21 protein-coding genes are annotated in these 19,594 nt (G+C 71.0%); 11 read left to right on the top strand and 10 right to left on the bottom strand.

All coding sequences use genetic code 11. From position 1 onward, the window contains the following. Window positions 1–59: 59 nt before the first annotated feature. The 3 genes from Pph01_RS08315 to Pph01_RS08305 all read right to left on the bottom strand — a co-directional run bounded on the left by Pph01_RS08315 (window position 60) and on the right by Pph01_RS08305 (window position 2,717). Window positions 60–911, bottom strand: coding sequence for an ABC transporter permease (locus Pph01_RS08315; protein ID WP_204072404.1), 852 nt, complete (start codon window positions 909–911; stop codon window positions 60–62). Continuing rightward, window positions 908–1,795 (bottom strand): ABC transporter ATP-binding protein, encoded by an 888-nt coding sequence (locus tag Pph01_RS08310; protein WP_239116520.1) that lies wholly within the window; start codon window positions 1,793–1,795, stop codon window positions 908–910. Before Pph01_RS08310 ends, Pph01_RS08315 begins: the two co-directional genes overlap by 4 nt. 349 nt (window positions 1,796–2,144) lie before the next feature. Continuing rightward, complete coding sequence (locus Pph01_RS08305; protein ID WP_204072402.1) at window positions 2,145–2,717, bottom strand: TetR/AcrR family transcriptional regulator; 573 nt, start codon at window positions 2,715–2,717, stop codon at window positions 2,145–2,147. An 87-nt stretch (window positions 2,718–2,804) separates the two neighbouring features. Here Pph01_RS08305 and Pph01_RS08300 point away from each other — a divergent pair, with 87 nt between their 5' ends. Both Pph01_RS08300 and Pph01_RS08295 read left to right on the top strand, forming a co-directional pair. Next, a complete protein-coding gene (locus tag Pph01_RS08300; protein WP_204072401.1) occupies window positions 2,805–3,176 on the top strand; it encodes a DUF4267 domain-containing protein in 372 nt (123 codons plus the stop codon). 51 nt (window positions 3,177–3,227) lie between these two features. After that, window positions 3,228–3,722, top strand: coding sequence for a cupin domain-containing protein (locus tag Pph01_RS08295; RefSeq protein WP_204072400.1), 495 nt, complete (start codon window positions 3,228–3,230; stop codon window positions 3,720–3,722). 19 nt (window positions 3,723–3,741) lie between these two features. Here the strand turns inward: Pph01_RS08295 and Pph01_RS08290 are convergent, their stop codons facing one another. Next, window positions 3,742–4,641: a LysR family transcriptional regulator gene (locus tag Pph01_RS08290; RefSeq protein ID WP_204072399.1), complete on the bottom strand. Its 900-nt coding sequence runs from the start codon at window positions 4,639–4,641 to the stop codon at window positions 3,742–3,744. Window positions 4,642–4,712: 71 nt separating this feature from the next. On the opposite strand from Pph01_RS08290, the gene Pph01_RS08285 reads away from it, so the two are divergent. The 3 genes from Pph01_RS08285 (at window position 4,713) to tsaA (ending at window position 7,608) form a co-directional block, all read left to right on the top strand. Next, window positions 4,713–5,600, top strand: a complete 888-nt coding sequence (locus tag Pph01_RS08285) for a dihydrodipicolinate synthase family protein (RefSeq protein ID WP_204072398.1) — start codon at window positions 4,713–4,715, stop codon at window positions 5,598–5,600. A gap of 123 nt (window positions 5,601–5,723) precedes the next feature. Beyond that, the gene (locus Pph01_RS08280) at window positions 5,724–7,124 is read left to right on the top strand and encodes an amidase (RefSeq protein ID WP_204072397.1); all 1,401 of its coding nucleotides are present in this window, start codon (window positions 5,724–5,726) and stop codon (window positions 7,122–7,124) included. A gap of 79 nt (window positions 7,125–7,203) precedes the next feature. Further along, window positions 7,204–7,608, top strand: a complete 405-nt coding sequence (gene tsaA, locus Pph01_RS08275; protein ID WP_204072396.1) for a tRNA (N6-threonylcarbamoyladenosine(37)-N6)-methyltransferase TrmO — start codon at window positions 7,204–7,206, stop codon at window positions 7,606–7,608. A 119-nt stretch (window positions 7,609–7,727) separates the two neighbouring features. On the opposite strand, the gene Pph01_RS08270 is transcribed toward tsaA, so the two are convergent. Beyond that, a complete protein-coding gene (locus tag Pph01_RS08270) occupies window positions 7,728–8,159 on the bottom strand; it encodes a nuclear transport factor 2 family protein (protein ID WP_204072395.1) in 432 nt (143 codons plus the stop codon). A gap of 87 nt (window positions 8,160–8,246) precedes the next feature. Between Pph01_RS08270 and Pph01_RS08265 the strand changes: the two genes are divergently transcribed. Then, complete coding sequence (locus tag Pph01_RS08265) at window positions 8,247–8,816, top strand: PadR family transcriptional regulator (protein WP_204072394.1); 570 nt, start codon at window positions 8,247–8,249, stop codon at window positions 8,814–8,816. Then, entirely contained in the window at window positions 8,803–9,612 is an 810-nt protein-coding gene (locus tag Pph01_RS08260) for an SGNH/GDSL hydrolase family protein (RefSeq protein WP_204072393.1), read from the top strand. The genes Pph01_RS08265 and Pph01_RS08260 overlap by 14 nt, the downstream gene beginning before the upstream one ends. Before the next feature lie 8 nt (window positions 9,613–9,620). On the opposite strand, the gene Pph01_RS08255 is transcribed toward Pph01_RS08260, so the two are convergent. Continuing rightward, window positions 9,621–10,364, bottom strand: a complete 744-nt coding sequence (locus Pph01_RS08255; RefSeq protein WP_204072392.1) for an SDR family oxidoreductase — start codon at window positions 10,362–10,364, stop codon at window positions 9,621–9,623. 350 nt (window positions 10,365–10,714) lie between these two features. Here Pph01_RS08255 and Pph01_RS08250 point away from each other — a divergent pair, with 350 nt between their 5' ends. Together Pph01_RS08250 and Pph01_RS08245 are read left to right on the top strand one after the other, a co-directional pair. Beyond that, on the top strand, window positions 10,715–11,125 hold the full coding sequence (locus tag Pph01_RS08250) for a VOC family protein (protein WP_204072391.1): 411 nt from the start codon (window positions 10,715–10,717) through the stop codon (window positions 11,123–11,125). Between the two features lie 295 nt (window positions 11,126–11,420). Next, window positions 11,421–13,052, top strand: a complete 1,632-nt coding sequence (locus tag Pph01_RS08245) for a phosphodiester glycosidase family protein (RefSeq protein WP_204072390.1) — start codon at window positions 11,421–11,423, stop codon at window positions 13,050–13,052. Window positions 13,053–13,130: 78 nt separating this feature from the next. Here Pph01_RS08245 and Pph01_RS08240 read toward each other — a convergent pair whose 3' ends face one another. Next, window positions 13,131–14,021: a LysR family transcriptional regulator gene (locus Pph01_RS08240; RefSeq protein WP_204072389.1), complete on the bottom strand. Its 891-nt coding sequence runs from the start codon at window positions 14,019–14,021 to the stop codon at window positions 13,131–13,133. A gap of 100 nt (window positions 14,022–14,121) precedes the next feature. Here Pph01_RS08240 and Pph01_RS08235 point away from each other — a divergent pair, with 100 nt between their 5' ends. Beyond that, window positions 14,122–15,066 (top strand): DMT family transporter, encoded by a 945-nt coding sequence (locus tag Pph01_RS08235; RefSeq protein ID WP_239116519.1) that lies wholly within the window; start codon window positions 14,122–14,124, stop codon window positions 15,064–15,066. A gap of 62 nt (window positions 15,067–15,128) precedes the next feature. On the opposite strand, the gene Pph01_RS08230 is transcribed toward Pph01_RS08235, so the two are convergent. Beyond that, a complete protein-coding gene (locus Pph01_RS08230; protein WP_204072388.1) occupies window positions 15,129–16,241 on the bottom strand; it encodes an ABC transporter substrate-binding protein in 1,113 nt (370 codons plus the stop codon). Window positions 16,242–16,518: 277 nt separating this feature from the next. Next, window positions 16,519–17,175: an MFS transporter gene (locus Pph01_RS08225; RefSeq protein WP_204072387.1), complete on the bottom strand. Its 657-nt coding sequence runs from the start codon at window positions 17,173–17,175 to the stop codon at window positions 16,519–16,521. 511 nt (window positions 17,176–17,686) lie between these two features. Here Pph01_RS08225 and Pph01_RS08220 point away from each other — a divergent pair. Continuing rightward, complete coding sequence (locus Pph01_RS08220) at window positions 17,687–18,772, top strand: DUF5937 family protein (RefSeq protein WP_239116518.1); 1,086 nt, start codon at window positions 17,687–17,689, stop codon at window positions 18,770–18,772. A 231-nt stretch (window positions 18,773–19,003) separates the two neighbouring features. On the opposite strand, the gene Pph01_RS08215 is transcribed toward Pph01_RS08220, so the two are convergent. Next, window positions 19,004–19,558, bottom strand: a complete 555-nt coding sequence (locus tag Pph01_RS08215; RefSeq protein WP_204072386.1) for a hypothetical protein — start codon at window positions 19,556–19,558, stop codon at window positions 19,004–19,006. Window positions 19,559–19,594 lie beyond the last annotated feature (36 nt).

The following is a 19,594-nucleotide window of genomic DNA, read 5'->3' as shown; positions in this document are numbered from 1 at the left end:
GTGCCGGGTGGCGGGGTGAGGGCCGGCGGGTGATCTGCCCGCCGGCTCCCCGCCCGCTCCTACATCGTCCGCTGCATCGCCTTCTGGCGGCGGCCCTCCACGGCGGAGCCCGACTCGCGGCGCGCCATCCGGCGCAACACCACCGGCGCGAGCAGGAGGCCCGCGACGGCCCACAGACCGAGGACGCCGACCGTCTCCAGGTGCCGCCAGGACTCGCTGAGCTCGGCGGCGGCCAGGGCGTCCGGCAACATCGCCGAGCGCAGTCCCAGAGCCAGCCAGTAGAGCGGGAAGGCCTGGGCGACCCACTGCAGCCAGTCGGGGAACGCGCTGATCGGGTAGAACACGCCGGAGAGGCCGATGAGCAGCATCGTCGGCAGCGAGACGAATCCCATGCTCTGCGCGGTGTTGAACAGCGAGCCGAGGACGGCGCCGATCGGCAGCAGCGCCACCAGGCCGAGCACCAGCACCCAGGCCAGCGTCAGCCACGACGACACGCGGCCCAGTTCCAGCCCGTCGAACAGGAACACCGCCGGGACCAGAGGGACGAGCAGCCCCACCACCGCCGTCCCGGTCCGGCTGAGCACCTTGCCGGTGAGGTAGCCGACCATGCCGTTCGGCGTCGCCTTGGCGCGCAGCAGCGTGCCGTCCTCACGGTCCATGGTCAGCGACAGACCCAGCGCCAGCATCCCGTTGAGCACGACGTTCATCCCCAAGATGCCGGGGATGGACTGCGAGCCGAGGGAGAAGCCGGTGCCCGGCACCGTGTTGTTCCGCAGCAGGAACATGACGATCAGCGCGATGATCGGGAAGAACAGCACCGACCAGAGGTCCTGCCCGTTGGTCACGCTCTGCCGGAACTCGATCCAGCCGCGCTGCAGGCCCGCGCGGACGGCGACCGCTCGAGGGCTCATCGGGCCACCTCCGTCAACTCGCTGGGCGCCTCCGTGCGCCGCCCGGACTCGAATTCGCGCACCAGCGTCATGTAGACGTCCTCCAGGCTGACCCTGCGCACCTCCAGGTCGCCGATCGCCTCGCCGTACTCGGCGAACAGCTTCCGCACGTGGCCGGTGGCGTCCTCGACCGACTCCACGTGGTGTTCACCGTCCCTGCTGTACCTGACCTCGGCCTTGCCGGAGACCCGCGCGGCCAGTTCCGGCGCGCTGCCGTCGGCGACGATCCGGCCGCCGGCCAGGATCACGATCCGGTCGGCCAGCCTGTCGGCCTCGTCGAGGTCGTGCGTGGTGAGCAGGATGGCGGTGTCCTCGAGATCCGACAGGCGTAGCACCAGCTCGTGGAACTCGCGCCGCGCCTGCGGGTCGAAGCCGACGGTCGGCTCGTCGAGGAACAGCAGGTCCGGGCGTCCCACCAGTCCGATGGCCACGTCGAGCCTGCGTCGCTGCCCGCCGGAGAGCGTGCCCACCACCGCGCTCGCCCGGTCGGTCAGGCCCACCAGGTCGAGCAGCTCGCCGGTGCCGTACGGCCGGGCCCGGCGCGGCGTGCCGTACGGGAGGTAGAAGCGGCCGAGGTGGTCGAGCAGCTCGCCGACCCGCCATTTGCCGTGGTCGCGCCAGGACTGAAGCACGATGCCCAGCCGCGCCCGCCACGCCTCGTCGCCGTCGTCCGGATCGACGCCCAGCACCCGTACCTCACCGGCCGAACGCCGGCGGAACCCCTCGAGGATCTCGATGGTCGTCGTCTTGCCCGCGCCGTTCGGGCCCAGGAGGGCCACCACCTCGCCCTGGTGGACACGGAGGTCCACCCCGTGGAGCACGTCGGCCGACCCCCCGTAGCGCATTCGGAGGCCGGAGGTCTCGATGACCGGCTCGGTGTGCGACGAGCGCTCGGCACGCGGATCCGGGGGGAGTGGGGGAACGGACTCTCCTGGTCTGTGGTCGTTGTCACCTGCATCCATGCCTTCAAGCGTCTCATTGAAGCGCCCTTTGAGAGTTTCGACCGTGATCACGCATCTGCGGTGGAGGTATGCGTGTCAAACCCTCAAATCGCGATGTCGACCGACGTGGCCGGGAGAGGCGGTGAGCCGCGCGACGCCGCGCCCGTTCGATCATGCAGGCGCCGCACGACGGCCGGTCTGCTGTCGCCGCGGCGCGGACCGGGCACGGACGCGCTGCGGCCCGGATGGCCGGTCAGCCGGAGAAGCGGCTGATGAGCAGCGCCAGTCGCCGCTCGTGGTCGGCATGCCGGAGCCTGCCGTTGCGCATGAGCGTGACAAGCCCGTGCAGCCCGCTCCAGAAGGTCTCGGTGAGCGTCTCCAGGTCGTCGTCCCTCACCAGCGGCCGTACGGTCTCGAGCAGTTCGCCGAAGGCCTCCCGCAGGGCGGGAGGCGCCTCCGCGGTCGCGAAGGGCAGGTCGACGGCGTGGGTGAACATCGCGTCGTACAGCGCGGGCCGCCGCTCGGCGAACAGCGCGTAGGCGGCGCCGACGGCCGCGAGGGCCTTGCGGGGGTCGGCCACCGCGCCGCGCGCCGCGCGCAACTCATCGGCGAGGTCGGCGAAGCCCTCCACCGCGACCGCGGCCATGATGGCGTCCTTGCCCTTGAAGTGGCTGTAGAGGACCGGCTGGCTGTACTCGATCTCCTCGGCGAGGCGCCGCGTGGTGACCGCGTCCCAGCCCTCCGATTCGGCCAGTTCCCGCGCGGCCGTGACGATCAGTCGTTCCCGCTCTGCTCGCTCGCGCGCCCGGCGCGCCTGGATGGACATGGCGCAATTCTAGCGCCGCTAGTGCTCCTGTCATAGCTATGTTAGTGTCGCTCCCGTATCTAGCAGCGCTAGCAAGGAGAGACGCCAGTGATCACCCCCACCGCGTACGGATTGGCCATCGTGCTCGACGTCCTCGTCCTCGTCATCGGCGCCCGCTTCCTCCTGTCGCCCCGCGCCGCGGCCGCCGGCTACGGCGTCCCCGCGAAGAAGGACGGAGACGCCGCGTACCTCACCATCAAGGGCCTGCGCGACCTCAGCTACGGCCTGCTCGGCCTCGCCCTTCTCGTCTTCGCGAGCGCCCGCGCCGAGGCCTGGTTCATGCTCGTCGTCGCCCTGGTCCCGCTCGGCGACACCCTCGTCGTCCTGCGCCACGGCGGCACCAAGGCGGTCGCGTTCGGCATCCACTTCGCCACCGCCGTTGTCGTCCTGATCAGCGCCGCCCTGCTGTTCGCCGTCTGAGGCCGGCGCCCGCCCCCGCACACCAACCCCCACAGGCAAGGAGTCACACCGATGTCGCTGATCGTGCCGAGCTTCAACGAGTCCGTCGTCGTCCGATCCGCGGAGGCCGAAGTGATCGGCCGTGCCCCGACCACCATCCGATTGCTGGCCGACAGCAGCTCGACCGGAGGCGCGCTGTCGACCCAGAGGGTCAGCCTGGCCGGCGGCGCCGACGGGGCAAGGCCGCACCGGCATGACGGTTCCGCCGAGCTGTTCTACATGCTCGACGGCACCGCGCAACTGTTGTCCGGCGAGCAGGTGGTGACCGCCGAGCGCGGCGACCTGGTCATCGTGCCGCCCGGCCTCGCGCACGCCTTCGCCGCCGCTCCGGGAGAAGACGCCGACATCCTCATCGTCATCACGCCCGGAGTCGAACGGTTCGAGTACTTCCGGCACCTGGAGCGCATCGCCTACGGGAAGGTGCCGCCGGAGAGCCTGCTCGAGGTCCAGGAGCTCTACGACACCTACTTCCTCAACAGCTCCGCCTGGAACGAGGTCAGATCCTGAAGGGCGCCGATCGGCAGGTTCACCGGCCGAGGAATGCGCCGGTGGACTGGCGAAGCGCGGACACGAACGCGGCCACGGCCGGGTGGGTGGCCGCGCCCTGCCGGTATGCGATGCGGGTTCGCCGGCGGGTGGGCAGCGGGATGAGACGCACGCCGGCAGGTGGCTGCGCGGCGGCGAGCTGGGGCACCAGCGACACGCCCTGGTCGGCCGCGACCAGGGCGAGCACGGTGGCGAAGTCGTCGGCATGGTGGCGCGCCTGGGGCCTGAAGCCGGCGGCGCGGCAGACATGCAGCGTGACGGTGTGGCAGAGGGTGCCGGGACTGGCCATGATCCAGGGCGCGTCTCGGACGTCACGAAGCGGGTCGGCGCCCTCGGTCGCGGGGGTGGTGCCGGGCACGGCGAGGAACACGGTTTCGTCCAGCAGCGACACCGCGTCCAAGGCGGGGTCCGGCTTCACCGGCACGACGTCGTAGTCGTGAAGCAGCCCGACGTCGAGCCGCCGCTCGCGCAGGGCGCCCGGAACCGCGACCGGGTCCAGCTCGCTCACCATCAGCTCGAGCCCCGGGTGCCGGCGGCCCAGTGCGACCAGCGCCGCCGGGAGGAGGGTGCGAACCGCTGTCGGGAACGCGCCGATGCGCAGCGGGCCGGACAGGCCCGTGCCCACCGCGGCGAGCGCGGCCGTTGTCTGTTCCAGGGCGGCGAGGACCGTCTCCGCGTGCCGTACGAGAAGGCGGCCGGCCGCCGTGAAGGCGACGCGCCGGCCCGTGCGTTCCAGGAGTGGCACACCGGCTTCTCGTTCCAATACGGCCATCTGCTGGGAGACCGCCGACGCCGAGCAGGTGTGCGCCTGCGCGACGGCGGCGATCGTGCCGAGACGGGAAAGGTCGCACAGCAGTCGCAGGCGGCGCACGTCGAGCATAAGAAGAGCTTACGTTTCTGATCAGAAATGCGAACTGGACCTTACCTGTTCACGTGCCGGACGCTGTGACCATGACGCTTTCCGGTGTGTACGTGCCGCTGATCACCCCGTTCGACGGCGACGGCGCCGTCGCCTTCCCCACGCTGGAAGCCTTGGCGCACGAGGTGCTGGACGCCGGCGCGGCCGGCATCGTGGCCTTGGGCACCACCGCGGAACCGACGTCGTTGAGCGCCGCCGAGAGGCGCGGCGTCGTCGACGTGATCGCGCGGGTGTGCCGTGAGCACTCGGCCCGGCTTCTGGTCGGTGCGAGCACCGTCGAGGCGGTCAGGGAGTTACGCGGCCGGTCGGACGTGACCGCGGCGCTCAGTTTGGTGCCGCCGTTCCTGCGCCCCGGCGAGGCGGGGGTCATCGCGCACTTCACCGCTCTCGCCGCTGCCAGTCCCGTCCCGCTCGTGATCTACCACGTCCCGTACCGGACCGGCCAGGACCTGCCCGCCGACGCCATCCGGCGGCTGGCCGGCATCCCCGGTGTGGCCGGTATCAAGTACTCCGTCGGCGGGATCGGCGCCGACACCGTCGAACTGCTGGCGGACCCGCCGGCCGATTTCGCGGTGCTGGGCGGTGACGACGTCTTCATCTCGCCTCTGCTGGCACTTGGCGCGCAGGGCGGCATCCTCGCCTCGGCGCATGTCGCCACAGCACGTTACGTCGAGCTGGCCGACGCCTGGCACGCCGATGCCGCCGCCCGGGCCCGAACGCTCGGTCACCGCCTCGCTCTCTTGTCGGGCGCGCTGTTCGCCGAGCCCAACCCCACGGTCATCAAGGCGGTCCTTCACGCGCAGGGCCGCATCCCGAGCGCCGCGGTGCGGCTGCCGCTCCTGCCGGCCGGCTCCGCCAGCGTGCGTGCCGCGTTGCGGCACGTCGAGACAATGTCCGGCCTCGCGCCACAACGCCACTGACCGCACCCACGCCAGCCACGTCCGGTCCGCACAGAGGACGGCTGACGCCTCCGGGAAAGACAAGACTGCTCTTTTCCCGCGACCCCTCCTAGATTTCCCGGCACGGCCACCGAGGAGGACGCGTTGACGGAGCTGTGGGAACTGGGCGCATGGGATCTGGCGAAGCTGATCCACGGGGGACAGGCGTCCTGCAGAGAGGCGGTCGAGGCGCATCTACGGCGGATCGACCAGGTGAACCCTCGCGTGAACGCGATCACGGTCACGCTGGGGGAGGAGGCGCTCGCCGCGGCGGACGCGGCCGATGCGGCACGCGCGCGGGGTGACTCCGTCGGGCCCCTGTTCGGCGTGCCGCTGACGGTCAAGGAGAACATCGAGGTCGCCGGCTCGGCGACGACGATGGGAATCGTCGCACTGAAGGACGCGCGGGCGTCCGCGGACGCGCCCCCCGTCGCCGAGCTGCGGGCGGCGGGGGCGATCCCGATCGGCCGGACGAACATGCCCGAGTTCGGCATGCGATGGCACACCGACAACGCGCTGCACGGCGCGACGGTCAACCCCTGGTCGGCCGAGCACACGCCGGGCGGCTCGAGCGGCGGGGAGGCGGTCGCGGTGGCGACGGGCATGTCACCGCTCGGGATCGGGAACGACGGTGCGGGCTCGCTGCGCTGGCCCGCCCAGTGTTGCGGCGTCAGCGCGCTGAAGCCGTCGCTGGGCAGAGTGGCGCAGGTGGGGGAGCGGGCGGGCCCGACGCCGTTCGCCTTCCAACTGCTCGGCGTCCATGGCCCGATCGCCCGGCACGTCCGGGATCTGCGCCTGGCGTTCGGCCACATGTGCGGCCGGCCCGGCGGCGACCCGTGGTACGCGCCGGCGCCCCTGGACGGCCCGCCTCTGCCCGCGCCCCTGCGGGTCTGCGTGGTGACCGATCTCGACGGGGCGGAGACGGCCCCGGAGGTTGCCGCCGCTCTGACGCGCGCCGCGGAGATCCTGGCCGAGAACGGCTATCTCGTCGAGGAGGGCCGCGCCCCGGCGCTCACCCGCGCGAGTGAGATCTTCACGCAGATCATGTCGGCGTACGGCAGGGTGCACCGCGAGCAACCCCCCGTCGAGGCGATCGCGTCCCCCGGGTTCGTACGGTTCTGGCAGGAGTTCGAGCCCGTCTGGACGCGAGCCGCCGGTGAGGGGGCGTTCGACCCGATGATGGAGCGGGCGTCCATCGCCCGCTTATGGAGCGCATGGATGAGCCGCACTCCGCTGGTGCTCGCGCCGATCAGGACCTATCCGGCCTTCGTGGTCGGCTCGGATCTCGATGCCCGGTGGCTGGCCGACTGGCCGGAGACCATGCGGACGGCCGTCGCGGTCAACCTCCTCGGACTGCCGTCCGTGGCCGTGCCCGTCGGGTCCGCCGGCACCCTGCCACAGGCCGTGCAGATCATCGGCCCGAGGTTCCGCGAGGACCTGTGCCTCGACGCCGCGGCGGTGATAGAGGCGGCGACCGCGACGCTGACGCCGATCGACCCACGCTGAACGGCCGCGGCTCGACGTGGAGACGCCGGCCGGCTGACTAACCTTCTCGGAACGCCCGCTCAGGAAAGGACCCAAGCTCTTGACCGAATACACGCTGCGCGCGATCGGGCGCGTCGAGTCGACGCTGACCGATCGGGCGGCGGCACCCCGGCAGCCCGACGAGGGAGCCCCCGACGCCTGGCTCGTCTTCGACGACCGGTACGCCCCTGCTCTGGACGGCCTGTCCCCGGGCACCGACGTTCTTCTGCTCACCTGGCTCGACCGCGCCGACCGCGACACGCTCACCGTCCACCCTCGCGGCGACCTCACCCGGCCGCGCGCCGGCGTCTTCGCCACCCGCGCGCCCGACCGGCCGAACCCGATCGGCCTGCACGAGGTCCACATCCTCGCCATCGACGGCACGCGCGTCCACGTCAGCAACCTCGAAGCCCTCGACGCGACCCCGATCCTGGACGTCAAACCCCTCCTCACCCCGGACCGATGACGCCCTTCGCAGGACTGCCCATCGATCCCTTCGAGCTCATGGCCGATCGGCCGGCCGTCATCTGAGCACCGGGCCGGCGGCCTGGGCGATCGACGGGAGCCGCCCCGCGGAACGCCCGCTCAGCGGTCGGACGGCGTGACGGCTGTCCCGTCGGCTATCAACCCCGCGAGGACCGCCTCACCCAGGGCCTGGACGGCGGACAGCGGGCGGACCATGACCGTGATCTCCTTGATGCGGCCGTCGTCGCTCATGTGGAGCAGGTCGACACCGTGGATCTGTTTGCCGCCGGCGACGGCCCTGAAGAGCAGGACCTCCGAGGGGGACTCCACGCCGTCGGTGCTCGTCTCGGAGGCGCCGGGGTGGCGGCCGATGTAGCGGAAGTCCTCGAAGGTGCGGAACAGGACCTTGAACAGGTCCAGCACCGAGGGCCTGCCCTCGAAGGGGCGGTACTTGACGGGGCTGTAGAGGCGGATGTCCTCGGTGAACAGGTCGTGCAACGCGGCGAGGTCCCGGTCGTCGACGGCGGAGCGGAAGCGATCGGCGGCGGTCATGACGTCTCCTCAACAATCATGAATATTCCTATTTATGAGTATCATCTGAACAGGGTTCGTGGACAGTCGCACGGAGGAGGCGATCCGATGGCGTTGCGGCACGCCGTGCTGGCGGCGCTGCTCGACGAGGAGCTGAGCGGATACCAGCTGACCAAGGCGTTCGACCTGGGCGTGGCGAACTTCTGGCATGCCCAGCCGCAGCAGCTGTACGCCGAGCTGACCCGCTTGGAGCGGGACGGGCTGGTCACGGGCCGGGAGGTGGTCCAGGACACGCGGCCCAACAAGCGGCTGTTCCGGGTCACCGACGCGGGCCTGGCCGAGCTGGAGCGCTTCACGGCACTGGCCGCCAAGCCCTCGTTCATCCGCGACGACCTGCTCGTGAAGGTCCAGGCCGCCGACCACGTCGACGCCGGGACGCTGATCGCGCAGCTGGCCGAGCGCGCCGCCTTCGCGCAGGCCAAGGTCGACCTGTTCGGCAGGCTGCTGCGCACCATGCGGGGCGACCGCGCCGAGGAGGATTTCCTGCGTCACGGCGAGCGCATCGGCCCCTACCTGACCTGCCTGCGCGGCCTCGCCTTCGAGCGTGGCAACCGTGACTGGTGCGAGCACGCGGCCGCCGTGCTGCGAGACAGGCAGGGCGCCCGTGTCCCGGACTGACCCGCGTTATCTGCGGTATGTGGCCCTGGGCGACAGCCAGACCGAGGGCCTCGGCGACGGCGACGAGGTCGCCGGCCTGCGTGGCTGGGCCGACCGGCTCGCCGAACACCTCGTGCGGCACAGCCCCGGGTTGCACTACGCCAATCTGGCCGTACGAGGGCGGCTGGCCCGGGAGGTCCGCACCGAGCAACTGTCCCCTGCTCTCGCCCTGCAGCCCGACCTGGCCACCGTGGTCGCCGGCGTCAACGACCTGATGCGCCCGCGGTTCGACGCCGACGAGGTCGCCGGGCACCTGGAGGCGATGTTCGCCGCGCTCACCGCCCAGGGCGCCCTCGTCGCCACGCTCACCTTCCCCGACCTGACGCGGCTCATCCCTCTCGCGCGGCCACTGGGCTCACGCGTCATCGCGCTCAACGCCCGGATCCGCGACGCGGCCCGCCGCCACGGAGTCGCCGTCGCCGAGACCACCGGCCATCCGGTGGTCACCGATCCCCGGCTGTGGAGCGTGGACCGGCTGCATGCCGGCCCGCTCGGTCACCAGCGGATCGCGGACGCGGTCGCCCACGCTCTCGCCCTGCCCGGCAGCGACGACTCCTGGACGCGTCCGCTGCCCCACGAAAGCCCGGCGTCCAGGTGGCGCAGCGTCAGCGGTGAGCTGCGCTGGGCCGGTACCTTCCTCGGCCCGTGGCTGGGCAGACGCCTGCTCGGCCGCTCATCCGGCGACGGCCGTACGGCGAAACGCCCGCTGCTTCTCCCCGTGCGGCCGAGGCAGGACACCGCTGACGGCCGGGGCTGACCCCCGTCTCAACCACGGCCGACGAACGGCATCGCCGTCGCCGTGACGGTGAGGAACAGCACGTTAGCGTCCAGGGGAAGATTCGCCATGAACAGCACCGCGTCCGCGACGTGCACGGGGTCGAACGTCGGCTCCCCGGCAAGCGTGCCGTTCGCCTGGACGGCCCCCCTCGCGATGGTCTCGGTCATCTCGGTGGCCGCGTTGCCGATGTCGATCTGGCCACAGGCGATCCGGTAGGGGCGGCCGTCGAGGGAGATCGATTTCGTCAGGCCGGTCAAGGCGTGCTTGGTGGCGGTGTACGCCACGCTGGCCGGGCGGGGGGTGTGCGCGGAAACCGAGCCGTTGTTGATGATCCGCCCGCCCTGCGGCCGCTGCTCCTTCATCAGCGCCACGGCGTGGTGCGCGCACAGGAACGCGCCCGTCAGGTTCGTGTCGACCGCACGGCGCCAGTCGGCCACCGAGATCTCATCGACGGATCCGGGAAAGCCGAAGGTGCCCGCGTTGTTGAACAGCAGGTCCACCCTGCCCCAGCGCTCCCGCACCCGGGTGAACAGGCCCGCCACGGAATCGGGGTCGCTGACATCGGTGGGCACGACGAGCGCGTCAGCACGATCTTCAGCCGTCTCCCGCAGCGCCCCCTCCCGCCGGCCGGCGAGCGCGACCCTGTACCCGGAGTCCAGGAGCGCCCTGCTGACCACCCGGCCGATCCCTGAACCAGCGCCCGTCACCACCGCGATGTCACCGGCCGTCATCGTTCCTCACTTCGCAACGTGGTCGTGAAGGATCGAGGTTAGGCGATCCCCGCGTGGTCGCACGCGCCGGCGGATTGTCCGGGGTTTCCGGATTTCTTGATTCCATTAAAACGATCAGCTCCCGTTTCTGATCGAAAAGAGAACGATCTGATCTTCGAACCGGGCCGTTAAAAACTCCGGCGCGGGGGAGTGGGAGATCGTGAATCGCATGCTCATGCGGATGATCGGATTTCACGGCTCGTGATTCCGTGAATTCTCCATTGATGGCCGGCTTGGACGTCTCTCGAACCCCCTGCCTGCGACTAGCTGATATGCGAGGATGCGTTCGCCATAGACCAAAGGAGCATCTGATGGCCTCACGTCTCAATCCGTACATCAGCTTCGCCGGCAACGCACGGCAGGCTCTGGAGTTCTACAAGGACGTCTTCGGCGGCGGCCTCGTGCTGAACACCTACGCGAACTTCGGCGCGCCGGACTCTCCGGACGCCGACAAGATCATGCACGGCATGCTCGAGACCGACGGCGGATTCACTCTCATGGGCGCCGACTCTCCGTCCGGAATGGAGAGCACCCCCGGCGACAACATCTCGGTGAGCCTGAGCGGAGACGACGCCGACGAACTGCGCGGCTACTGGGAGAAGCTGTCCGACGGCGGCACCGTGGCGGTCCCCCTCGAGAAGCAGATGTGGGGCGACGAGTTCGGGATGTGTGTGGACAGGTTCGGCATCACGTGGATGGTCAACATCGGGTCCCAGGCCTGATCCGCCCCGCCGTTACGCCTGCAGTACGGCCCGCCGGGACGGCCCTGTCGAGAGGCCGTTCCGGCGATGGTTTCGCCGGTGCCGAGGCGGTATCCCGATGTTCCTGGGGGCGCAGGGTATGGCCAGGCGTCCGGCAACTCTCGTACGCCGCCACTGAGGGTTCATCTTCCCGTCCACCTCCGCACCCTCGCTTTCGTTCGCGTGTTCGTCTGGGCGCGTTGGACTTTCGACTCGATCGTTTCAGCCCGGAACAGGTCACCTGATCCGGCCGTACATCGAGTCCTAAGGATGCGTCATGGACAACAGCCCGAGCAGAGGTCGCACGCGCGCCCGGTTCGCGCTCGGCGTGGCCGCGCTGGCGGTCATCGCGCCGCTCTCAGTCTCCGGAGTGGCCGCGGCGGACACGCCGGCCGCACCCGCCGTCGTCGCCGGGCAGGCGGCCGAGGGCGCCACGACGCAGTGGACCACACGGACCGTCGCGCCCGGCGTGGAGGTGCGCACCGGGACGCTCAGGAACCCCGCTGCCGCGCCCGGCTGGACCGTCACTGTGCAGGCCGAGGTGAAGGCGCGGTTCACCGGCGCCCAGGCGTGGGCCCCGGTGGGAACGGAGTCGTGGGCCTCCCAGACGGCCGACCGGTTGCGTGCCGCCGGCCTGGAGCCGGTGGTGACGACGATTCCGTGGCCGGACTACTCCGACACGCCGCACGGGCTCATGGGTGTGCGGGTGAGGGTCGGCTCCTACCCGACCCAGGACGCGGCGCGGAGCGTGGCGTCGAAGGTCACCGCGGCGGGACTCCGCAACGTCGTGGAGTGGAGCGGCTATGACGCCGACCAGCCGGCCGACGTCGAGAACATCAACGTCGCGGTCATCGACCCGCGCGGGTTCCGCGGCACGGTCGAGGCCACCCACGACGGCAACGTGGCCCAGCGCGAGACGACCTCCTCGGTGGCGGCCAAGGTCGGGTCCCTGGTCGGCGTCAACGGGGGCTTCTTCCTCACCTCCGACGCCGACGGTGTGCAAGGCACCATGGCGGGCATCGGCGCCTACGACGGTGAGCTGACCTCGATGGCGGTGGGCTCGCGCGCGGCGCTGATCCTCCAGGACGGCGGCAGGAACGTCCGGATCACCGATCTCACCACCACCGTGACCGCACGCGCCGGCCGCGCCGTACACGCGGTCGAAGGCATCAACCGCACTCCTGGACTGCTGCGGAACTGCGGCCGCCCGGGGGCGCTCCCCACCGCCGAGCCGTGCCACGACACCACCTGCACGAAGGCCGACGACCTGGTGAAGTTCACCGATGACTACGTCCACGCCCTGCCGACCGGCGCCGGTGTCCAGGTGGCGCTGAACTCCAAGAACCGGGTCGTGTCAGTCGGCGGACGGGCGGGCACCGTCGCGCCCGGCCAGACGGTGCTCCAGGGCATCGGGCCCGCGGCCGACTGGCTCACCGAGCACGCGAAGGTGGGCGCGAAGATCTCCGTGACGGAGGACATCCGCGACGCCGACGGCCGCAAGGTCAGGCTGGGCGCGGACGACAGCATCGTCAGCGCCGCCCCGACGCTGGTGGAGGACGGCCGGACCCGCGTCGACGCCGCCACGGAGGGCGTCCTGGACCCACTGGACCTGTCCTTCGGCTTCGCGTGGGCGAACAACCGCCAGCCCCGCACGATGGCCGGCATCGACCGGCACGGCAGGCTGCTGCTCGTGACGGTGGACGGACGCCTCAGCGGCGGCAGCGAGGGCTTCACGCTCTCGGAGGGCGCGGCCTTCATGCGGTCCCTCGGCGCGGTCGACGCGCTCAACCTGGACGGGGGCGGCTCCTCCGCCATGGTGGTGAACGGCGCTCTCGTCAACCGCCCGTCGGACGCGACGGGCGAGCGTCCCGTGGGGGACACGATCCAGGTGCTGCCGCGCACCCGCTGACCCGTGAGCGTTGCCCGGGCCGAGGGTTACGGCTGCTTACGGCCCGGGCGACCACGAGACCGGCGCCGAAGCCGGCGCTCACCGCGCTGAGGCATCGCGGAGGGCGGTGAGCAGTCCGTCGAGCGCGGGCCGGCCCAGCGAGGTCTCCCGGACCGCCGCATGGATGGACCTGACGGGTTCCGGTCCGCGCACCCTGCGCACGACGACGCCGGGATGGCGATTGGCCAGCCCCAGGTCCGGGATCAGACTGACTCCGAGGCCCGCGGCGACGAACCCCTGCGCGGTGGCGTAGTCGTCGCTCTCCACGACGAACGTGGGGGTGAATCCCGCCGCGGCGCAACCTTCGAGCACGGCGTCGAGGCAGGGGCCGGGCCGTTCGCTGCCCACCCACGGCTCGCCGGCGAGGTCGGCCAGGTCGAGGACCCGTTTCGCCGCCAGCCGGTGCCCCTTGGGCAGGACGGCGCGGTAGGGGTCGTCCAGCAGGTGGACGAGGTGGACGCCCTCGTGGAGCCGGTCGCGGGGCCGCACCACGATGGCCAGGTCGGCCCGGCCCCTCATCACCTCCGGAAGCGGGTCGTCGGGGTCGGTCATCGTGAGATCGACCCGCACGCCCGGGTGCTCTTCGCGAAACCGGGCGAGCGCCGGCGCCATCAGGGTGGCGCCCGCCGTGGCGAAGTAGCCGATCGCCAGCCGCCCCGTACGGCCGGCCCGCAGGTCGGCGAGCTCCGTCTCCGCCTCGGCCAGCTGCCTGTCGATGACGGCCGCGTGTTCGGTGAGCGCCCGTCCGGCCTCGGTGGGCCGCACGCCCCGGCCGACGCGCTCGAGCAGGGGGATCCCGGCCTGCTTCTCCAGTGCCGCCACCTGCTGACTGACGGCGGACGGCGTGTAGCCCAGATTCGCCGCCGCGGCGGTCACCGACCCGCTGGTGACCACCGCGTGGAGGACCATGAGGCGGCGCACATCAAGCATGTAGCTGAGCTTAAAGGTGACCTCACAACCTTGCACTTGTCCTGTCGTATCGTGCTCCGGCACCGTCATATCGGACCGACCGGACAGAGGGGTGCGAGTGATGAGGGGTGGACACGCCTCGCTGGTGCGCATGGCCGTACTTGCGTTGTTGTGGGGATCGGCGTTCCTGTGGATCAGGCTGGCCCTGGACGACGGGCTGACCCCACTCCAGATCACCTTCATCCGCTCCGCGCTCGGCGCGGCCGTCCTCGCCGGTCTGGCGCTCTCCGCACGCCAGCGTTTCCCGCGGGGCCGCGCGACCTGGGGCCACCTCGTGGTGGCCGCGTTCTTCTGCAACGCGCTGCCGTTCTTCCTCTTCGGCATCGGTGAGCAGACGGTGGACTCCGGGGTCGCCGGAGTGCTGAACGCGACGACTCCTCTGTGGTCGGTGCTGATCGGCATCGCCATCGGCACCGAGCGAGGACTCACCGGAGTCCGCCTGGGCGGGCTGGTGCTCGGGTTCGCGGGCACAATGTTGATCTTCGCCCCGTGGCAGGAGGCCGGACTCGTCAGCTGGGGGGCCGCGGCCATCCTCGGAGCGGCGGCGAGCTACGCCGTCGCCTTCGCCTACATGGGACGCAATCTCACCGGGAAGGGCACCACTCCCATCGCCCTGTCCGCGGCCCAACTCGCCGCCGCCGCGGGACTGAGCGCGCCGGCCCTTCCCATTGGCGGCGCGGCTCCGGTGGCCGTCGGCCCGATGGCCGTGATCGCCGTCGCCGTTCTCGGGGTCTTCGGCACCGGATTCACCTTCTATCTCAACTACCGGCTCATCGCCGACGAGGGCGCGACCAGCGCCGCCACCGTCGGATACCTGCTTCCCGTCGTCTCAGTGGCGCTGGGGGCGATCGTGCTCGACGAGCGGCTGGGGCTCCGCGTCATCGCAGGCATGGCCGTCGTGCTCGTCGGCGTCGCGATGACGCGGCGGCAGACGCCTGGGCCGCCACCGGCCGTGCCCGCCGCCTCGCGCAGCCGAGTGCCGGGAGGGGGTGAGGCCGCGGGCTGAGCGCTGCCCTGATACAGGTAGACAGCCTGAAGTTCGGTCAGATCTGGGTAGTCGGAACCCTCTCAGCCGGCGTGAAGGATCCGGAAGCGATCGGGTTCCGCCGGATCTCGATCAACGACTTGGATCGGCGGCCAAGCCCATTGCCAAACGCTGATGCCTGGCGTGCGGGAGAACTGGATCTGCCCGCGGGTGCCTTCGACCGCGACGCGTGGCCAGGATTCGGCGGTGCGCGCCCGGTCCGCGCCGTGAGAACGCAGCACATCGGCGAGGACGGTTACTGTGTCGTAGCCCTCGAAGGCGACGAAGGAGGGCGCTTCGGCCAGCCGCTCGCGGAGGGCCGTCTTGACTCGTGCGCCGAGTGGGCTGAGGCGCTCGGGCAGGTAGCGCAAGAACGGGATCCCGGCGCTGTCGTCGCCCAGCGACGTCGCCCATTCGGCGAACTCCGGTTGCCCGGCCGGAGCACCGATCATGATCTCGGCGAGGCGCCGGTCGCGGCGGACAGACTTGACGATCGACACGGCCGGCTCCGGGTTGCCGACCAGAAGAAGGAGGGCTGTCGCGCGATTGTCGACGAGTTCGTCGCACACGGCCGTGGGGGCGAGCGCGCGCATGTCGAGTTCGATGACGGTGCCGCCGCGTGGAGCGAGGTGGTCCCGAAGAATGCGGGCCCCAGCCGCCCAGTAGACACTCGGCTCGGCTGCCACGGCGATTCGACTGTGGCCCGCGCTGAGGAGGAAGTCTGCGTAGATCTGCCAGCCGTGGGACTGTGCCGGGGCGAGGCGCGCGACCCATTCTGTCGGCTGTTCGGTGAGCGCGTCGAGAACCGCCGACGAGCACAGGAACGGCAGGCCGAGGGCGTCGGCCCTGGCGGCAGCGGCGCGAGCGACGACGCTGTGATATTCCCCCGCCAAGGCGGCCGCGCCCAGGCGGGCCAGTTCATCTACGGCCGCCGCGGCCCTTTGCGGATCAGCCGCGGTGTCTCGGACCACCAGCTCGAGGGGTCTTCCGCCGATCCCGCCGGCGTCATTGACCTCGCGAACGGCCAGCTTGAGTCCAGCGAGCAGGTGTCGGCCCGCCTCGATCCAGCCGGGCCGAGTCAGCGGAACGAGAGCGCCGATCTGGACGGATGATCCGTCGATCCGCTCCGCTCCAGGTGGCGCTGGTGGCGTATTCATGTGTTGCCGTCTCCCGTATGACGATTCGTTGCAGTTTGCGCTGATCGCTGGGCGAACGTCCTGGTCAGCCGGCAGAGGACGTCAAGGTGGGAGGCAAGGGCAATCACCTCGGCAAGTCAGGATGATCCGGACGTGCAGCTTACCCACGCACAAGCCCGCGATCCAGGTCAGCCCCGGAAGGCATGTCAGCTCAGCGCCGGCCACGGTTGCGTTGATCCCCGCGCCGGGAGCCGTAAGGGGCCACCGGTCAAACCGGCTCTTTGGACATTTGGTGGGCTCACAAGCCTGCTCGCCCCCGGGGGCGGCAACCGCTGAGCCGCGTTCCGCGATCCTTCTCGGTGCCAACGGCGGAGGCGGAGAGGAGTGTCGCGGCGGCGAGGCTGCCCCAGAGGGCCGCCGGGCCGTGGGGTGCGAGCGTGGTGATGACCGCCGGGGAGACGGCGAGGCCGAAGCCCGTGGAGAGCTGGAAGCGGGCGAGGGAGCGTCCCAGGACATGGGCCGGGGTGAGTGCGGTGACGAGCGCGGTGGCGCTGCCGGCGTAGATGATCTCGCCGATCGTGCAGACCACGGACACCGTGGCGACGGCCGGGGTACCCCAGCCGTGTCCCAATGAGGTGGCCGCGAGGAAGCCGAGATAGGACGCGGCCAGCACCACGCCGGAGAGGGCCAGCACGGTCCGCCGGGAGAAGCGGGACATGAGGACGGTGACCGGCACCTGCAGGGTGACGACCAGCACCGTGTTGGCCACGAAGACGGCTGCCGGCCACACCGGGGACGCGTGGAGCTGCGTCACCAGAACCAGAGGGAGCGCGATCTCGGGGACGTTGAGGCAGAAGACGTAGACCACGTTGGCGGCAAGTAGCGCGAGCATCCGGGGTGCGGGCTCGTCGTCCCGGTCCTTGGCCGGGGCGGCCTCCGCTGGATGTGCGTGCACGTGGACCGACCACGCCAAGGCGGCTGCGGCAAGGTAGGCGAGCGCAGTGACAGCTGCCGAGGAAGAGTGCCGCCGTCGCGAAAAGCCAGACGTGCCCCGCTGGGGCGGCCAGCAGCAGCGCCACTCCCAGCACCCGCACCAGCATCGACGCCGCCACGACCGTGCTGCGTGCGCCGCGGTCCAGCCATCGGCCCACGCCGGGCATGCACACCAGACCCGCGACGATGCCGACCGTCATGGCGGTGCCCGTGACCGGCGCGGACAGCCTCAGTACCGTCACGCCGTAGAGCAGCAGAAAGGGCCGCAGCAGGCCGGTGCCCAGCGCGTCCACGGCCAGGGCGACGGCATAGCGGGGGCCTCCTGAGGCGCGAACGAGGGCGCGGGGCTGGATTCCGGTGATGGTTGCCATGGCGTCAGATGGTGCGTTCGGCCGCTGGGGCAGGGCACGTCGGTTGACGCACATCGTCAATCGACACCGTCGCCAGGTTGTCCGGGCGGTGATGATGGAGGGGTGACGCTGAGGATCGACATCAGCGGTCTGCCGTCCGAGCGAGTGCGGTTCGCCGCCTCCCCGCTGGCCGAACTGACCGCGATGCTGCACGTGCTGGCCGAACCCGGTCATCATCCGCAGTTCGCCGGCTGGGCCGCGGACGTCTGGGCCGGGCTGCGGCCGGAGCTGGCCGAGCGGCTCAGGGAGGCGGAGTTCCTCTGGCGTTCCTCACAGGCCGACTTCCTGATCCCCGCGCGGCCCCGGCCGACCCTCGCCGAGGAGCTGGACGATGTGGACCGGATCGACGACGAGACGTATGTGACCGCCGCGCTCGTCACCACGTGTGGCAGCAACCGGGTCCATTTCCCCGGGGCGTCGCCGCTCACCGACACGACAGCGCGCGAGCGGGCCCTGGACGTGGCCCAGGCCCGCGGCGCGCTGCAGGAGGCCTTCGCGGAACGGCTGCTCGCGGACCCGGCTGCGGTGCGGGCACGGGTGCGCCACACCCTCGAAGAATGCGCCGGAGCCTTCTTCGACGGCGCCTGGGCGGGGGTCGCGGTGCAGCTCGCCACCGATCTGCGCCTGAAGAACGAACTGCTCAGGCGCCACGGCATCGGGGCGGCACTCGCCTCGGTCTCCGGCGCGGTCACCCTGGCACCGGACGGCGACCGCATCATCGTGGACAAGGTGCAGGACAAGGCGACCGCCGCCCGTGGCGAAGGGGTCACCTTCATCCCCAGCGTCTTCGGCCGCCCGCACCTGGTGGCGGTCCACGCACCCGGGTGGCATCCGGTGGTGCAGTACCCCGTCGCCGAGCCGAGTCCGGCGGAGCCGGTCTCTCTGGAGACGGTCACCCTCCGGCTGGAGGCGCTCGCGCATCCGGTACGGCTGCGGCTACTGCGCACCCTGGCCCGCGGCCCGCACACCACCGGCGAGCTGGCCCACTTCTGGGAGCTCTCACCCCCGGAGGTGTCCCGCCACCTTGCCGTCCTGCGCCGCGCGGGCCTGCTCACGGCTCGACGGCACGGTCGTTACGTCCGGTACACCCTCAATCTGCCCAATCTGACGGCGTTGGGCGCCGACCTGCTGGCGGCCGTACTGCGCTGAGTGGCTTCCGTCTATCAGAGCGCGGGCGACCAGACGCGTTCCTGGCCTACTTCACCACCAGCCGGTCATCCAACGGCGGCACCGAAGCCGTGAACGGGATCATCGGGCTCCACCGGCGCCTCGCCGGCGGCCTCACCCCACGATCCCACCGAATGTCCGAGGAGCCGTCAAACCGGACACCTGTGACGGCTCGGCGTCAGGGAGCGTCGGCAGCGCGGGGACGCTCCACCTTCACGTTCCAGAAGGGCGGGGGCTCGTCGTCTTCTTGGGGAACAGCGTGTACGCCAACGGCCAGAGAAGCGCGATGACCGGTACCCGGGCCAGCCCGAGCATGAAGGTCACGAGCGCGGCCGTGCGAGCCGGGTCGCCGATCGCCCAGATCGCAAGCCCCAGGAGGGCGCACGCGATGCCGTACGCCAGCACGATCCGCAGCCACATGCCCCATTCGTGCCGAGCCCTGGCCATTCCGCCCGCGGGTGGTTTCCACGGCGGCGGGCCGCCGGAGAGCCGGTGTGCGGCGACCTGGTCGGCCCAGCGGATCGTCCGGCGGCCGAACACGATCGAATACGCGAGATACGCCGCGGCGAGCCCGTGCGTCCACGCGGCCGTGCCACCGCCACGCAGGTCGATCACCGTCATGACCAGCAGGACCAGGTCGGTCAGGGGGACGCACAACAGAAGCGCGCTGCTCAGACGCCGTCGGCGCAGCTTGTAGCGAGCGAGCAGGCCGAGGCCGAGCAGCACCCAGAACCCGATCTCACATCCGATGATGGTGGCTACGATCACTCTTTCAGCGTGCTCGGCGAGGGGCCGCCCGTCGTC

This window comes from Planotetraspora phitsanulokensis (assembly GCF_016863295.1).
GTDB classification, from domain to species: Bacteria; Actinomycetota; Actinomycetes; order Streptosporangiales; family Streptosporangiaceae; genus Planotetraspora; species Planotetraspora phitsanulokensis.
This window is presented reverse-complemented; position numbering and strand designations above follow the sequence as displayed.

What these genes read in the sequence shown, in the direction of transcription:
- Pph01_RS08315 (WP_204072404.1), bottom strand. Translation starts at nt 911, where the DNA reads ATGAGCCCTCGAGCGGTCGCCGTCCGCGCGGGCCTGCAGCGCGGCTGG.
- Pph01_RS08310 (WP_239116520.1), bottom strand. Translation starts at nt 1,795, where the DNA reads ATGCGCTACGGGGGGTCGGCCGACGTGCTCCACGGGGTGGACCTCCGT.
- Pph01_RS08305 (WP_204072402.1), bottom strand. Translation starts at nt 2,717, where the DNA reads ATGTCCATCCAGGCGCGCCGGGCGCGCGAGCGAGCAGAGCGGGAACGA.
- Pph01_RS08295 (WP_204072400.1), top strand. Translation starts at nt 3,228, where the DNA reads ATGTCGCTGATCGTGCCGAGCTTCAACGAGTCCGTCGTCGTCCGATCC.
- Pph01_RS08290 (WP_204072399.1), bottom strand. Translation starts at nt 4,641, where the DNA reads ATGCTCGACGTGCGCCGCCTGCGACTGCTGTGCGACCTTTCCCGTCTC.
- Pph01_RS08285 (WP_204072398.1), top strand. Translation starts at nt 4,713, where the DNA reads ATGACGCTTTCCGGTGTGTACGTGCCGCTGATCACCCCGTTCGACGGC.
- Pph01_RS08270 (WP_204072395.1), bottom strand. Translation starts at nt 8,159, where the DNA reads ATGACCGCCGCCGATCGCTTCCGCTCCGCCGTCGACGACCGGGACCTC.
- Pph01_RS08265 (WP_204072394.1), top strand. Translation starts at nt 8,247, where the DNA reads ATGGCGTTGCGGCACGCCGTGCTGGCGGCGCTGCTCGACGAGGAGCTG.
- Pph01_RS08255 (WP_204072392.1), bottom strand. Translation starts at nt 10,364, where the DNA reads ATGACGGCCGGTGACATCGCGGTGGTGACGGGCGCTGGTTCAGGGATC.
- Pph01_RS08250 (WP_204072391.1), top strand. Translation starts at nt 10,715, where the DNA reads ATGGCCTCACGTCTCAATCCGTACATCAGCTTCGCCGGCAACGCACGG.
- Pph01_RS08245 (WP_204072390.1), top strand. Translation starts at nt 11,421, where the DNA reads ATGGACAACAGCCCGAGCAGAGGTCGCACGCGCGCCCGGTTCGCGCTC.
- Pph01_RS08240 (WP_204072389.1), bottom strand. Translation starts at nt 14,021, where the DNA reads ATGCTTGATGTGCGCCGCCTCATGGTCCTCCACGCGGTGGTCACCAGC.
- Pph01_RS08235 (WP_239116519.1), top strand. Translation starts at nt 14,122, where the DNA reads ATGAGGGGTGGACACGCCTCGCTGGTGCGCATGGCCGTACTTGCGTTG.
- Pph01_RS08230 (WP_204072388.1), bottom strand. Translation starts at nt 16,241, where the DNA reads ATGAATACGCCACCAGCGCCACCTGGAGCGGAGCGGATCGACGGATCA.